Raw genomic sequence first — 13,995 nt, 5'->3', positions numbered from 1 at the left:
ACAACGATACAGACAGAAAAGATGGGAAAACCAACCGGATTTAAGGAATTTGAACGAACCCTTCCTAAGAAGGATACGGTCTCAAGCCGGAAGAAAACATACAGCGAATTTGTCCATGCTTACAGCGACGACGAATTGAATAACCAAGCGGCGCGATGCATGAATTGCGGCATACCATTCTGCCACTCGGGTTGCCCACTGGGCAATGTCATTCCGGAATTTAACGATGCCGTTTATGATGGCAAATGGGAAGAAGCGTACCGGATATTGGCGTCCACCAATAACTTCCCCGAGTTTACGGGAAGGATATGCCCGGCCCCCTGTGAGTCGGCCTGTGTACTAGGCATCAATCGTTCGCCCGTAGCCATCGAGGAAATTGAAAAACACATTATCGAAATCGCTTTCAAACGCGAATTTGTGAAAGCGCGCCCCACACACCTGAAAACCGGCAAACGCGTCGCTATAGTTGGAAGTGGGCCCGCTGGCCTTGCGGCCGCGGCACAATTGATCAAGGTGGGCCACGAAGTGACGGTGTATGAACGCGACGACAAACCCGGAGGGTTGCTCCGCTACGGTATCCCTGATTTCAAGCTTGAAAAATGGGTCATTGACCGCCGGATAAAAATCATGGAGGAGGAAGGCGTCGTCTTCCGTTGCAATGCAGAGGTGGGAAAAGACGTGCCTGCCAGCGAGCTCCAGGCCTTTGACGCGATTGTCTTAACCGGAGGTTCGACCATCCCGCGAAACCTTAATATCCCGGGAAGGGAATTGAAAGGGGTGCATTTTGCCATGGAGTTCCTAAAACAACAGAATAAGCGTGTAGGCAATTCGTCGTTTACGGAAGAAGATATTTTGGCAACCGGCAAACACGTGCTGGTCATCGGCGGCGGCGATACCGGCTCAGATTGCGTAGGCACATCCAACCGGCATAAGGCCAAGTCGGTTACCCAATTTGAGCTGATGCCCCAGCCGCCAAAAAGCCGCACAGAAGCCATGCCCTGGCCTACATATCCCATGCTCCTCAAGACCACTACGTCGCATGAAGAAGGCTGTGATCGCTTCTGGAGCATCAGTACTAAGGAATTTATCGGCGACGAAAAGGGTAATGTCAAAAGCGCACGCGTAGTCGACTTGGCATGGGAATGCGACCACCTGGGACGTCCGGTGAAGTTTACAGAGGTAGCCGGTTCAGAACGGGAAATCCCGTGCGAGCTTGCTTTACTGGCCATGGGCTTCCTGCACCCCCAGCACGAGGGGCTGCTTCAACAATTGGGGGTGGAGCTGGATGAGCGCGGCAACGTACGCGCACAAGAAGGAGCATATAAAACATCCGCTGAACGCGTTTTTGTCGCAGGCGACATGCGCCGCGGCCAATCACTCGTCGTATGGGCCATCTCCGAAGGCCGTGAGTGTGCACGCAAGGTAGACGAGTACCTGATGGGATACTCCGAATTGGAAAGTAAGGATACCGTATTTGATTATGCTTAAGCGTTGGGCTTAATCCGAAATTGGGCTTTCCGTTTCGCCACTTGGTACTTCATCATTGGATAAACGAAAACCGATCCCAAAATAATGATCGCGCCGGCATAAAAACCGGCGCTCATTTTTTCGCTTTGGCCAAAGAATAGCCAGGCTAACAGGATACCATAAATGGGCTCTAAATTACTGGCGAGTGCGACACGGAAAGCGCTGATTTCTTTCATCACCGATACCGCAGCGACGTATGCCCCCGAGGTGCACACGATTCCTAACAAAAGCAAGTACCCCACGTCTTTGCCTGTGGCTTTCAGTCCGTGATGGAAACCACCGGTTATCAGCATAAACAAAGAAATCCATAGCCAGGCTCCCAGCATTTCGTAAAAACTGATTACTGTCGCTTCATTTCTCTTTATCAGCTTAGAATTGATAGTACCGAACAATGCTGCCGCCAAGGCCGCCAGTAAGCCTAAAACGATACCTTTCACATATTGCCCCTCAAACTTAAAGATAAGGCAGATACCAACGATGATGAGCAGTCCTACAAGCACTTCCATTTTTGAAGTACGGCGCTTATAAAACAAGGGTTCGATAAACGCCGTAAACAATGTCACCGATGACAGGCATACCAAGGTGACCGACACCGTAGATACTTTGATGGATTCGAAAAAAAGTATCCAATGCAGCCCCACCAATCCGCCGGTTAGAAAAAACTGGATAAGCTCCTTCCGCCCCACGGCGAAAGATTGCCGCTTATACCAAAAATAGATGGCCAATGAAACAAACGCAATCAGTACCCGATACCATACCAGATGGACAGCAGCTATGGAAATCAGGTTGCCCAATATACCGGTAAACCCCCATACGATGACGGTCAGGTGCAAGATAAACAGGTTGCGGTTGATGGTCAGTTTGCCCATGGTCATTCGGCTGTGTCGTATTACTTCGGCGCTTTGTATAGAAGATAAAACGCCAGTGCTCCGAAGATTAAGTTGGGGATAAAAACAGCAATGATAGGTGGCAATCCGCCTTTTAGCGAAAACATGGTAGAAAACTGGATGAACACAATGTAAGTGAAACTCAGTCCGATGCCAATCCCCAGACTTAGCCCTATCCCTCCCCTCACTTTCTTCGACGACAGGGCGACCCCCATCAGGGTCAATACATAGGCGGCCAGCGGCGTCACAAATCGCTTGTATTTTTCCAACAGCAAATCGGTCATCATGCCCGTACCCCTGATTTTTTCTTTTTCGATCCGATCATTCAGCTCCGTCATGTTCATTGCGGTAAAGATGTTATCGTACACTTCGAAGTCGCGCGGTGTCATGTCGAGCAGCGTATCCATGCTTGTGCCCTTGATCATAGCTTCATCCAAAGAATCAATGACACGGATTGAATAATTCTCGATGCGCCAATTATTCTTTACCGAATCCCACGTGATGCGGTCGGCCATCAGCTTCTCCTTCAGCTCCCCCGCTTCAAATTTCTCGAGTACGAAATTGTACCCTACTTTCCGGTTATTATCAAAATTATCGATATAAACATAGCTGTTATCGTCAATCTGCATGTGGGTCGAGCTCTTGGTATTGTTTTCCACAGGCTTTACATAGATGCGTTCGAACCCCACCTTCAGCTTATTCGTGCGCGGGATGATGTACACGCTAAAGACAAAATTAAGCCCAAAAATAATGGTTGCCGCTATCATGTAAGGCCTAATAAACCGGTTGAAACTCATACCGCCGCTTAAAATCGGCACAATTTCCGTTTGATCAGCCATCTTTGCTGTGAAGAAAATCACCGCAATAAAATTGATTAACGGCGAAAGCATGTTTAAATAAAACGGTACAAAACCAGCATAATATTCAAACACAATTTTGGAGAGCGGTGCCTTGTATTTCATGAAATCATCCAAGCGTTCGGAAATATCGAACACTACGGCAACTACCGTGAAGATGCCCATGGTAAAAACAAAGGTAGTCAGGTACTTCCTGATGATATATCTGTCGATAATGTTAAACGACGACCGCAACCATTTCACCATTCGCTATAACCTTTCGTCCAGTTGTTTTACGATACTGTTTTTCCACGCATGAAAATCACCTGCCATGATATGCGCGCGAGCTTCTCCGACCAACCAGAGGTAAAAATGCAGGTTGTGCAACGAGGCAATTTGTGCACCAAGGATTTCTTGTGATCGAATCAGGTGCCGCAAATACGCCTTGGTGTATACGCGGTCGGCAAGCAGATCACTTTCGGCGTCAATGGGCGAAAAATCCTGCTCCCATTTTTTATTTTTGATGTTGATGATCCCGCGACGCGTAAACAGCATGCCGTTGCGCGCATTGCGGGTAGGCATCACACAATCAAACATATCAATACCCAAAGCGATATTTTCCAAAATATTGACCGGAGTCCCCACTCCCATTAGGTAACGTGGTTTTTCGGCCGGCAGTATGTTACACACCACTTCGGTCATCGCATACATTTCTTCTGCGGGCTCTCCGACGGAAAGCCCACCGATAGCGTTGCCATCCCGTCCGAACGAGGCGACGGTCTCAGCCGATTTTTCGCGGAGGTCCCGATATACCGAACCCTGTACGATGGGGAACAGCGTTTGATCATAGCCGTACAGCGGTTCGGTTGCATCAAATCGCTCACAGCACCGTTTAAGCCAGCGGTGCGTCATATCCAGCGATCGCCTGGCATATTGATAATCACAAGGGTATGGCGTGCACTCGTCAAATGCCATCACGATATCGGCTCCGATGATGCGCTGGGTATCCATCACATTCTCCGGTGTAAAGAGATGCTTGGATCCATCGATATGCGAACGGAATGTGACGCCTTCTTCCTTGATTTTGCGCACTTCGGTAAGCGAATACACCTGATAGCCACCACTGTCGGTCAGGATCGGTTTTTCCCAACCGTTAAAACGATGAAGTCCGCCGGCAGCGTGCAGGATGTCCAATCCAGGACGTAAATACAGGTGATACGTATTACCCAAAATGATTTGCGCTTCAATATCATTGACCAGTTCGTGCTGATGCACGGCTTTCACCGTGCCGGCAGTGCCTACAGGCATAAATATGGGGGTCTCGATGGTGCCATGAGCCGTCTCAAGTATACCGGCCCGTGCTTTAGACTGTGCGTCTGCTGCCTGAAGGGTAAATTTCATTGTGGATGCAAAAATAGGAAAAACAAAACATAGGCGTTGATAGTGGCACAAGATTTTCAATTTAACCCCCGTTGATGTTGGCTGAGGCATACGAACAGCCAATTGCTGTGAGGCATCACACGTCGAACAACCAATCACAGCGCGTATTGAAATGCTTATCGAACGCATTATATTCGCGATTTTTATATAAGTTTGGCAGCATATATGGAACTAGTTAACCAAATAGCCGGGATCGGTTTTCTCCTCTTATCCGGAATATGCGGACTGCTCTTGGTTATCCAACTGTACTACTTATTATTTGTGTACAGCAGGCTTGCCTTTTACAGCATCCCGCCCAAACTGGGCAACACCCCTACTCGACCGCTGTCTGTGATCATCTGTGCGCGAAACGAAGAAGAAAATTTGCGGCAGAACCTACCTGAAATACTCAATCAGGACTATCCTGACTTTGAAGTGGTATTGGTCAACGATTATTCGCAGGACGAGACCAAGTGGTTATTAAGAGAATTGTGTACGCGATACCCACACCTTAAGGTGGTCGAGATTGCTGAGCATGTGCGACTTAAGCATGGGAAGAAGTTTGCAGTGAGCCTCGGTATCAAAGCCGCCCGATATGAACACCTTGTTTTCACCGATGCGGACTGTGTTCCGGCATCTGACCAATGGCTCAGGCATATGGCTGATGCCTTCAATGGCGGGGAGGAAATCGTGCTGGGGTACTCGCCCTACCGCAGAAAGCCCGGATTCCTAAATGCCCTTATCCGGTTTGAAACTTTCCATACTGCCATGAGCTATCTTTCCTACGCACTCAAGGGGAACGCCTATATGGGCGTAGGCCGTAATTTAGGGTACACCAAAAGCTTATTTTTCAGAGGCAAAGGATTTGCCTCGCATATGCATATCCCATCCGGCGATGATGACCTCTTTGTCAATCAAAATGCGACACCGCATAACACAACCATTTGCATTCATCCGGAATCACACGTGTGGAGCGAACCCAAAACTACACTGTTGACCTATTCCCGGCAGAAAACTCGCCATGCCGGAGCTTCCAGGGCGTATAAAGTTTCTCATCAGCGAATGCTGGCCACTCAACTGATCAGCGCTGTTCTTTTTTACCTGGCTGCCATCGCTGCGGTGGTCATATTTCCGCAGTACTGGTACATCATTTTGGGGATTTACCTTTGTAGGCTGTTTGTACAGATCGTCATCTACTATCCCATCCTCAAAAAACTCCAAGCTGGCGGGCTGCTTTGGATGCTGCCGTTGCTGGATGTCATTTATTATAGCTATATCTGTGTCAACGGCATTTTTGCCCTGTTCAAAAAAGACGTGAAATGGAAGTAAGACAAAAACATATCATGCCATGTTAAATCCCGGAGTTGATGTCATTTACCGTTATTTTCCAACGCTGTCCGACAGCCAACGTACCCAATTCCTTCAATTGGGTGAGTTATACCCGTTTTGGAATGCGCAGATCAACGTGGTTTCCCGCAAGGATATCGACAGTTTGTACCTTCGCCACGTATTGCATTCTCTTGGCATCGCCAAATTTATCGGCTTCGTACCTAACACCCGGATACTGGATGTAGGCACGGGAGGTGGTTTTCCGGGTATTCCCTTAGCTATTTTTTTCCCGGAAGTCCACTTCCATTTAGTCGATTCGATTGGCAAGAAGATCAAGGTCGTACGAGAGGTAGCCACAGCCATCGGACTGAAAAACATCAAGGCCGATCACATCCGCGCAGAACAAGTGGACCGTAACTACGATTTTGTCGTTTCCCGCGCGGTCACACGGTTGGCAGACTTCTATCCATGGGTCCGCAACAAATTATTGAAAAAAGACCAGAATGCAATCCCTAATGGCATATTATACTTGAAGGGCGGGGACTTGCGCGAAGAAATCAATGAGGCACGTCTTCCGGCGGAAGTACATCCGCTTTCTGCTTATTTTGAAGAGGATTTCTTTGAGACCAAGCACCTGGTTTACATTCCGGTGTGATTACCGTCAACAATCCCATCAACGTGACTATCGGAAGAACTTCAAGCCATTTCCGGATATTTCGACGGCACCAGCATAGCCTTTCAAACCGTATTTTTTGGTTGCAAGTATACCATTAAGGTAAATAACTTTTCCCCGTGTTGCTTGAACGCGGGTTAACCGCTCGCCCCTTAACATCTTTCCGTTGACCGCCAACAGGCGGCCATCGTTTATTAGTTTGCCTGTTTTCTGTTGACGATTCATTACCGCAGAGACCGTATTGTCTACCCAACGACTAAAGGTCACCACTCGCTCATCGTAAAAATATGGGACCCCATCATTGCCTTCGACCTCGACATCCATAAACGTTGCTTCCAATCTATTATACCGATAAACCAACAGTCGCCGGTTAGAAACTGGTATTCGCTTATATCTGTTCGCAAAGAAAAAACGAGAAGGGGCTAACACGATTTTGTTGGCTGTATCCCGTCTAATACTGCGGTATCGAGTCGTACCTAGATACAGCGTATCCGCCGACTCCCCCGAGGCAAGAATAGCATCATGACCGGGATTTGCCTTACTTGGCAAAGGAACACCGGTATGCATCAAAATCATGTCCGGGTTAAATCGGCGTCGATGGATAGCCGCATTGGAAACGACCCATTCAACATCCTTACCTATAATTTCCGTGGCACCGTATTGCCCAGCTTCTCCAAACCTGGCCGAGGCTTCAGAACTGCTGTATTCAACAATTTTAACGGCTTTTGTTACACCAACAACCTGCCGCTCTCTTAACGAATCCACTGGTGTGCCATTCAAAATAACCAACCGTTCGCCCCCTGACACATAATTTTTGTGGTGTGCATGGAGTTGGTCAAAGTAGTAATCCGGTAAATATCGCTTACCAAATGGCGACAAAGACCACCCTGTAACCCATAATAGTCCTACAGCACCAAGAGGCATCATCGTCATCAGCGCTATTCTAAACCTTCTATTTGTATACCGCTTCATCTTTGGGTCGCTTTGCTCATCGCGCTTTCATTTGTTCAAAAAAACATTCCAATAAGCATGAGAAACTGGCCATTTATTGATTCACTGATGAACGCACCAAAGGCAGCAGCTTTACGGTGACCAACAGCTGACCTACGTGCCGTTGGGTGTGTTCGGCAGCATGAAACAACAGTCCTATCAAGGTCGTAGGTATCCGCTTTCGGCCTAGATAGCGGGTGTCGGTTAGCCCGGCTTCATCCATCCGGATTAATTGATCGATTGCCTTGTCCACCTGTTTACCAAAAGTTTCCACTAATTCCGCCGCACCGATATCGGCGATCTCGTCTCCCTCTGACTGCAAGTAAGCAAACTGCGCTTCAGACAAGGGCATACCCAACGCATAGGTGAACATCCTATCAACCACGCCGGTCATATGTTGCAAATGAAATCCGGGCGAGGCTGCACCTCCGGGCTTGTACCATAAATGCCCGTCATCAAAATTTTGCATGCATCGTGCGATTTCCTCCTTTGCCTGCAGCAATGCATGTGCAACCGGCTGCAGCAATGGCGGCACATTTGGGACCGGGCCTCGCATCCACACTTCAAGGCGCATGGTTGACTGTTCTTCCATATCACAAATTTAGCCAAAATTGTTCAAACCCGGCTTACTGGATATGCGGCCGGCCTTTCTGCCCCAGGTGTGGCACCCCGAGGCACCCGCTCGGCAATATGCCGTTCCTGATCAGCGGGGCAGCATATCGACGCGCCTGTTGGGGCTCGGATACCTTACCCTATACACTAACCCACTGATACCTTTAATGCGGTTGCCCTGCTTTGCTGTTTTGGCAAGCTCCATTAATCAAACAATTTTTGTATATTAGCCCAATCCTATGAGCCTGCTTCATCAAATTGCATTGACGAAAGTGAAAGGTATAGGGCCCATACTCGGCCGACACCTGGTTTCTCGTTTTGGGAACGCAGAAGCCGTATTTTCCGCTTCAAAGCAGGAATTGACCACTATTCCTGGAATCGGCGGCCACTTGGCAGACGCCATTTTGCACGCCGGGGCGCTCCATGAAGCGGAAAATGAGCTACGTTTCGTAGAAAAACACCGTATTCAAGTACTTTTTTCGGGGAATAAGGATTACCCTAAACGCCTCGACGAATGTCCGGATGCTCCGTTATTACTTTATTACAAAGGATGCGCCGACCTCAATGCGGCACGCATGGTGAGCATCGTAGGGACACGCAACGCAACCTCATATGGGAAAGCCGTTTGCTCCGAGTTTATTGAAGCGCTTTTGCCTTACCATACCACTGTCATCAGCGGGTTGGCCTACGGTATAGACAGCTTCGCTCACCGCAATGCGCTTACTCATGGGATTTCGACCATCGGTGTGCTGGGCCACGGCCTCGATCGCATTTATCCAGCCGCAAATCGTGAGATGGCGGCCAAAATGTTGGATTGCGGCGGCTTACTCACCGAGTTTCCCTCTGGCACTAAGCCTGATCGGCAGCATTTTCCCATGCGCAACCGAATCATCGCCGGCTTAGCTGACGTCGTGATCGTCGTAGAAGCCGCGGCCAAAGGGGGTGCACTTATCACTGCCGAAATTGCGAATACCTATAACCGCGATGTCTGTGCTTTTCCGGGCAATTTGAATCAAGCGTTTTCCGCGGGTTGCAATTACTTGATTAAAACTAACCGCGCGCACTTGATCACCAGTGTAAAAGACTTGGCGTACCTTATGAACTGGGAGCCTGAAGCCAAGCGGACGTCCTCCGGTCAACTTGAGCTTCCCATCTCCCTCGGCGCGCCGGAGCAACGTGTATACGACGCTATCCAGGCAGCCGGCCAAATGGCCATTGATGACTTATTATTGAAACTTCAGTGGCCCCAAAGCAAACTAGCGATTACACTCCTCGAAATGGAGCTAAAAGGTGTGATTGCTGCGCTCCCAGGCAAAATCTATCGCGCCATATGATTGGCTTGAAAATCAACCGATTGAAAACAAAAGCAATTTTTATTGCTCCTTATCCCGATTTTTGCTACTTTTGCGGTGGGTAAGTCTTTTACGACCAGCTCCCCGAGATTCCCCCAGGGTGGGAACGCAGCAAGGGTATCGGGTTGTAGCGGTGCGATAAAAGGAGCTTGCCCATTTTTTATTTATACCCCTTCATCACAACACCTAACTATCCATACAACAGCATTTGCATATCAACGCAAGTTTATCTAAGTTTGCATCCCATAACGACGATTTGCATGAGTTGGTTTAGACGCGAAAAGGCCGGAATAAGTACGGCTACCGAGCACAAAAAGGAAGCACCTGATGGCCTATGGAATAAGTGTCCATCCTGCAAAAAGCCTTTATTGAACATCGAACAGATTGAAAACAAGTATGTATGCCACTACTGTGGCTACCATTTACGCATTGGTTCCGCGGCTTACTTTTCGATTATTTTTGATGACAACCAGTTTACGGAACTGTTCGCCAACCTGCGTTCCGGCGATCCCCTACACTTTGAGGATACTAAAAAATATACCGAACGGCTGGAAGAGAGTTACGCCAAAACAGGATTGAATGACGCGATCCGTTGCGCACATGGTAAAATCGATGGACAAGACCTGGTATTGGCGTGTATGGATTTTACCTTCATTGGCGGATCGATGGGATCTGTAGTCGGCGAAAAAATAGCCCGCTCCATCGACTATTGCCTTAAGCATCGGGTTCCGTTCATGTTGATATCCAAATCTGGAGGCGCACGTATGATGGAAGCTGCTTTTTCCCTTATGCAGATGGCTAAAACTTCCGCCAAGTTGGCACTTCTGAATGAAGCTAAAATACCTTATATCTGCCTACTGACAGACCCTACCACTGGCGGCGTAACGGCCTCTTACGCCATGCTTGGCGATATAAACATCGCTGAGCCGGGCGCGCTCATTGGTTTTGCTGGACCAAGGGTAATCAAAGAGACCATTAAAAAGGATCTGCCAAAAGGCTTCCAGACTTCCGAATTTTTGCTTGAACATGGCTTTCTTGATTTCATTGTCGATCGCCGCCAGCTTAAGCAAAAAATTGCCTTATTCCTAAGTATGGTCAGATAAGTCACACGCAAGACATTCTTCAACAGCAAAAAACAGGGCATCTACTCCCAATGGGTGGGGTATGCCCTTACGCGAGGGCATTAATAACACGAAACAAGGAGATTTGTTTTGAAGTTTAAGATTTTTTTGCGTACTTGCGGCATTCAAACTAAGTGCCTTTGTATCAAACTCCGTATACCCCATTACAAGACTAATCGTAAAACAACACGAATGGCGAAAACGAAGTACCATTACAACTCACATACCCTAAAGTACGAGAAAGTAAAAACAAGCACCAGAACCTGGGCGTTGCGAGCACTTGGATTTCTCACGAGCTCCTTTGCTTGCGGCGTGTTTCTACTCTATGTCGGTTTTACAGTTATTGATTCCCCCAAGGAAAAACAGCTCAAGCGGGAAATAGACCAAATGGCCTTGCAATATAACATTATGCAGGAGCGCCTAAAACAGATAGATGCCGCATTGGAAAACATGCAGCACCGTGACGACAACATTTATCGCGTCATCTTTGAAGCCGACCCCATTGACCCGGATGTCCGGAAGGCCGGCTTTGGTGGTGTAAACCGCTATAAAAACCTTGAACATTTCAGCAACTCCGATCTCATGGTGGAAACGGCCAAAAAGCTTGACCAGATATCCAAGGCCCTATATGTGCAATCGAAGTCATACGATGATTTAACGGAAATGGCTAAATCCAAAGCGGAAATGATGGCAAGTATTCCAGCCATCCAACCGGTGGATAACCGGAAAATCCGCGGCGGTATCTCTGGCTTTGGTGTACGGATACACCCGGTATATAAAATCAGGAAGATGCATGCCGGCATCGACTTTACGGCGCCGGTGGGCACGCCCATATATGCCACGGGCAACGGCAAAGTCGAGGCAGCTGGTATTGACGGCGGATACGGACGGCGCATCATCATTAACCATGGTTATAATTACAAGTCACTTTATGGCCACATGAGCCGGTTTACCGTAAAGGTAGGTCAACAAGTGAAACGTGGCGACCTCATCGGCTACGTAGGAAATACCGGCACTTCGACAGGCCCTCACCTGCACTATGAGGTACATAAAAACAATAAGCCCGTAAATCCGATCAACTTCATTTACAACGACCTGACACCTGCGGAGTACGTTGCTATACTGGAAGCAGCCTCACAGGAGAACCAGTCCTTTGACTAACAGGATGAACAAGATCGTTGATGCCGGGGAGGAAAACGGGAATATAAAAACGGCATGTGGTTTGTGCTATAATTCAAGTGTAATTGTATCTTTGCAACACGTACTACTGTATTCTTTTTCGTAGCATGCCATATAAAGAGCGCGAAATAAACAAACTTTACTACACAATGGGCGAAGTGACGGCCATGTTTGGCGTCAATGCTTCCCAAATCCGGTTTTATGAACGTGAATTCGACGTCATACAACCCAAAAAAAATAAAAAAGGCAACCGCTTGTTCACCCCCGAAGACATTGCCAATTTAAAAATCATCTTCAACTTAGTCAAAGACAAAGGCTACACCCTTCAAGGTGCACGTGATTATTTGAAAAACAATAAAAGCGAAGCGCGCGAAAACCAACGGGTTATCGACTCCCTCCAGCGGCTAAAAGCCTTTTTACTGGAAGTGCGGGATAGCCTTTAGTCGCTTTCCCCGCTCGCCGATGCAGCTGAAAGACGAATAAATTCTTCTACTTTTTCGACCATGTCAGTGCTTCCGATAAAAATGGGCGTGCGTTGATGCAACGACTCCGGCTGGATTTCCAGTATCCGGCGGTGCCCGTCAGTAGCCCTTCCGCCAGCTTGTTCGATAATAAAGGCTAGCGGATTACATTCATACATCAACCGCAACTTGCCCTGCGGATGAGATGAAGTGGTAGGATAAAGGAAAATCCCTCCCTTAATGAGATTGCGATGGATATCCGCAACCATAGAGCCGACGTAACGCGAAGTAAACGGCCGCTGCGTAGCCTTATCTTCCACTTGGCAGTATTTAATGTAATCTTTAACACCCTGCGGGAATTTAATATAGTTCCCCTCGTTGATAGAGTAAATCACGCCATCGCGGGGCATTTGCATATCAGGATGAGACAAGCAAAATTCCCCGATAGAAGGATCCAGTGTAAAGCCGTTGACTCCCTTGCCTGTTGTATATACCAGCATCGTGGAAGACCCATATATCACGTATCCGGCCGCTACTTGGTAAATTCCTTTTTGAAGAATCTCGTCCAGACATACGGTCCCTTCCGTCGTTGCGCGCCGGTAAATCGAAAAGATGGTACCCACCGACACGTTTACATCGATATTCGACGAGCCATCCAACGGGTCGATGCAAACAATGTATTTAGCGTTTTTTGATATTTCAGAATGGATAAGGATACAGTCATCGTGTTCTTCGGAGGCTACCACGCAGCATTCGCCGCCGCTGCGCAAAGCAGAAATAAATTGCTCATCGGCATATACATCCAGTTTTTTCTGGCCTTCCCCTTGTATATTAACCGTACCATTGTCTCCAAGAATATCGACGAGCCCGGCTTTATTGACTTCCCGGTTTACAATTTTTGCGGCAATGCCAATGTCCCGTAAAAGCCTTGACAGTTCGCCTTTGGCGTAAGGAAAGTCCGCCTGTTTTTCGATAATGAATTGGCCGAGGGTAGTCACCTTTCTCATAGTCAACATTAGTTAGTGTAAAGAATTTGATTTCAAACAACACAAAAATATACACCAAAAACCAATAAAACGACGATTTAAGAATATCTTAGTGTAAAACTATCCTTTACTTTCCTGCTAACTCAATAACTTCTAAATTCTCAATACGGCTGCCGTCGATGCTAAATCGTAAAAGCGTACGAACCTTATGCCAGCCCTGCTTGCCAGCCGCACCCGGATTGAGGTGCAGGCATTGTAACTTTTGGTCGTACATCACTTTGAGGATATGCGAGTGACCGCAGATAAAAAGTTTAGGTGGGTAACGGCGAATGGCGTCCTTTACCTGTGGGCTATAGCGTCCTGGATATCCTCCGATATGGGTGATCCAGACATCCACCGCTTCACAGGTAAAACGTAGTGTTTCAGGGTATGTTGCACGGATTTGTTGCCCATCGATATTACCATATACGCCTTTCAGCGGTCTGAAAGCGGCCAGCGTGTCAGCAACGGCAATATCCCCGAAATCACCGGCATGCCAGATCTCGTCGCATGATTCAAAATGCCTGAATACCGCCTCGTCGAGGTAACCGTGCGTATCTGAAAGTAATCCGATTCTGGTCATA

Annotated in this window: 14 protein-coding genes and 1 other RNA gene; 8 read left to right on the top strand and 7 right to left on the bottom strand. The window is 47.9% G+C overall.

All coding sequences use genetic code 11. From position 1 onward, the window contains the following. Window positions 1–21 precede the first annotated feature (21 nt). On the top strand, window positions 22–1,488 hold the full coding sequence (locus tag JHJ32_RS03095; RefSeq protein WP_200119777.1) for a glutamate synthase subunit beta: 1,467 nt from the start codon (window positions 22–24) through the stop codon (window positions 1,486–1,488). On the opposite strand, the gene JHJ32_RS03090 is transcribed toward JHJ32_RS03095, so the two are convergent. From JHJ32_RS03090 to tgt, 3 genes are read right to left on the bottom strand one after another with little or no spacing between them, the layout of a single operon-like run. Then, window positions 1,485–2,402: a DMT family transporter gene (locus JHJ32_RS03090; protein ID WP_370584466.1), complete on the bottom strand. Its 918-nt coding sequence runs from the start codon at window positions 2,400–2,402 to the stop codon at window positions 1,485–1,487. The genes JHJ32_RS03095 and JHJ32_RS03090 overlap by 4 nt on opposite strands. A gap of 14 nt (window positions 2,403–2,416) precedes the next feature. Beyond that, on the bottom strand, window positions 2,417–3,517 hold the full coding sequence (locus tag JHJ32_RS03085; protein WP_079716861.1) for an LptF/LptG family permease: 1,101 nt from the start codon (window positions 3,515–3,517) through the stop codon (window positions 2,417–2,419). Between the two features lie 3 nt (window positions 3,518–3,520). Continuing rightward, complete coding sequence (gene tgt, locus JHJ32_RS03080) at window positions 3,521–4,651, bottom strand: tRNA guanosine(34) transglycosylase Tgt (protein ID WP_079716862.1); 1,131 nt, start codon at window positions 4,649–4,651, stop codon at window positions 3,521–3,523. A 204-nt stretch (window positions 4,652–4,855) separates the two neighbouring features. On the opposite strand from tgt, the gene JHJ32_RS03075 reads away from it, so the two are divergent. Further along, on the top strand, window positions 4,856–5,998 hold the full coding sequence (locus JHJ32_RS03075) for a glycosyltransferase (RefSeq protein ID WP_079716863.1): 1,143 nt from the start codon (window positions 4,856–4,858) through the stop codon (window positions 5,996–5,998). 19 nt (window positions 5,999–6,017) lie between these two features. Next, window positions 6,018–6,653, top strand: a complete 636-nt coding sequence (gene rsmG / locus JHJ32_RS03070) for a 16S rRNA (guanine(527)-N(7))-methyltransferase RsmG (protein WP_079716864.1) — start codon at window positions 6,018–6,020, stop codon at window positions 6,651–6,653. A gap of 27 nt (window positions 6,654–6,680) precedes the next feature. Here rsmG and JHJ32_RS03065 read toward each other — a convergent pair whose 3' ends face one another. Continuing rightward, window positions 6,681–7,643 (bottom strand): hypothetical protein, encoded by a 963-nt coding sequence (locus JHJ32_RS03065; RefSeq protein ID WP_200119775.1) that lies wholly within the window; start codon window positions 7,641–7,643, stop codon window positions 6,681–6,683. A 73-nt stretch (window positions 7,644–7,716) separates the two neighbouring features. Further along, entirely contained in the window at window positions 7,717–8,253 is a 537-nt protein-coding gene (locus tag JHJ32_RS03060) for a DinB family protein (protein ID WP_200119773.1), read from the bottom strand. 259 nt (window positions 8,254–8,512) lie between these two features. Here JHJ32_RS03060 and dprA point away from each other — a divergent pair, with 259 nt between their 5' ends. The 5 genes from dprA to JHJ32_RS03035 all read left to right on the top strand — a co-directional run bounded on the left by dprA (window position 8,513) and on the right by JHJ32_RS03035 (window position 12,368). Next, window positions 8,513–9,607, top strand: coding sequence for a DNA-processing protein DprA (dprA, locus tag JHJ32_RS03055; protein ID WP_079716866.1), 1,095 nt, complete (start codon window positions 8,513–8,515; stop codon window positions 9,605–9,607). A 77-nt stretch (window positions 9,608–9,684) separates the two neighbouring features. Continuing rightward, an RNA gene (gene ffs, locus JHJ32_RS03050) (signal recognition particle sRNA small type) lies at window positions 9,685–9,783 on the top strand. Between the two features lie 102 nt (window positions 9,784–9,885). Continuing rightward, a complete protein-coding gene (gene accD / locus JHJ32_RS03045) occupies window positions 9,886–10,728 on the top strand; it encodes an acetyl-CoA carboxylase, carboxyltransferase subunit beta (RefSeq protein ID WP_079716867.1) in 843 nt (280 codons plus the stop codon). Window positions 10,729–10,938: 210 nt separating this feature from the next. Beyond that, on the top strand, window positions 10,939–11,907 hold the full coding sequence (locus tag JHJ32_RS03040) for a M23 family metallopeptidase (RefSeq protein ID WP_079716868.1): 969 nt from the start codon (window positions 10,939–10,941) through the stop codon (window positions 11,905–11,907). Window positions 11,908–12,032: 125 nt separating this feature from the next. Next, window positions 12,033–12,368, top strand: a complete 336-nt coding sequence (locus JHJ32_RS03035) for a MerR family transcriptional regulator (RefSeq protein ID WP_079716869.1) — start codon at window positions 12,033–12,035, stop codon at window positions 12,366–12,368. Here JHJ32_RS03035 and fbp read toward each other — a convergent pair. Both fbp and JHJ32_RS03025 read right to left on the bottom strand, forming a co-directional pair. Continuing rightward, window positions 12,365–13,393 carry a class 1 fructose-bisphosphatase gene (fbp, locus tag JHJ32_RS03030; protein WP_079716975.1) on the bottom strand — a complete coding sequence of 343 codons (1,029 nt, stop codon included), beginning with the start codon at window positions 13,391–13,393 and terminating at the stop codon, window positions 12,365–12,367. The genes JHJ32_RS03035 and fbp overlap by 4 nt on opposite strands. 106 nt (window positions 13,394–13,499) lie before the next feature. Further along, entirely contained in the window at window positions 13,500–13,994 is a 495-nt protein-coding gene (locus tag JHJ32_RS03025; RefSeq protein WP_079716870.1) for a metallophosphoesterase, read from the bottom strand. Window position 13,995: the final 1 nt, after the last annotated feature.

It is taken from the genome of Parapedobacter sp. ISTM3 (assembly GCF_016533505.1).
In the GTDB taxonomy this organism is placed as follows: Bacteria; Bacteroidota; Bacteroidia; order Sphingobacteriales; family Sphingobacteriaceae; genus Parapedobacter; species Parapedobacter luteus.
Note: the sequence above shows the minus strand (reverse complement) of the source record. Positions and strands in the feature narration are given on the sequence as shown.

Coding starts and splice junctions, on each gene's coding strand:
- JHJ32_RS03075 (WP_079716863.1), top strand. CDS start 4,856: ATGGAACTAGTTAACCAAATAGCCGGGATCGGTTTTCTCCTCTTATCC.
- tgt (WP_079716862.1), bottom strand. CDS start 4,651: ATGAAATTTACCCTTCAGGCAGCAGACGCACAGTCTAAAGCACGGGCC.
- rsmG (WP_079716864.1), top strand. CDS start 6,018: ATGTTAAATCCCGGAGTTGATGTCATTTACCGTTATTTTCCAACGCTG.
- JHJ32_RS03040 (WP_079716868.1), top strand. CDS start 10,939: ATGGCGAAAACGAAGTACCATTACAACTCACATACCCTAAAGTACGAG.
- JHJ32_RS03090 (WP_370584466.1), bottom strand. CDS start 2,402: ATGACCATGGGCAAACTGACCATCAACCGCAACCTGTTTATCTTGCAC.
- JHJ32_RS03035 (WP_079716869.1), top strand. CDS start 12,033: ATGCCATATAAAGAGCGCGAAATAAACAAACTTTACTACACAATGGGC.
- JHJ32_RS03095 (WP_200119777.1), top strand. CDS start 22: ATGGGAAAACCAACCGGATTTAAGGAATTTGAACGAACCCTTCCTAAG.
- JHJ32_RS03025 (WP_079716870.1), bottom strand. CDS start 13,994: ATGACCAGAATCGGATTACTTTCAGATACGCACGGTTACCTCGACGAG.
- dprA (WP_079716866.1), top strand. CDS start 8,513: ATGAGCCTGCTTCATCAAATTGCATTGACGAAAGTGAAAGGTATAGGG.
- accD (WP_079716867.1), top strand. CDS start 9,886: ATGAGTTGGTTTAGACGCGAAAAGGCCGGAATAAGTACGGCTACCGAG.
- JHJ32_RS03085 (WP_079716861.1), bottom strand. CDS start 3,517: ATGGTGAAATGGTTGCGGTCGTCGTTTAACATTATCGACAGATATATC.
- fbp (WP_079716975.1), bottom strand. CDS start 13,393: ATGAGAAAGGTGACTACCCTCGGCCAATTCATTATCGAAAAACAGGCG.
- JHJ32_RS03065 (WP_200119775.1), bottom strand. CDS start 7,643: ATGAAGCGGTATACAAATAGAAGGTTTAGAATAGCGCTGATGACGATG.
- JHJ32_RS03060 (WP_200119773.1), bottom strand. CDS start 8,253: ATGGAAGAACAGTCAACCATGCGCCTTGAAGTGTGGATGCGAGGCCCG.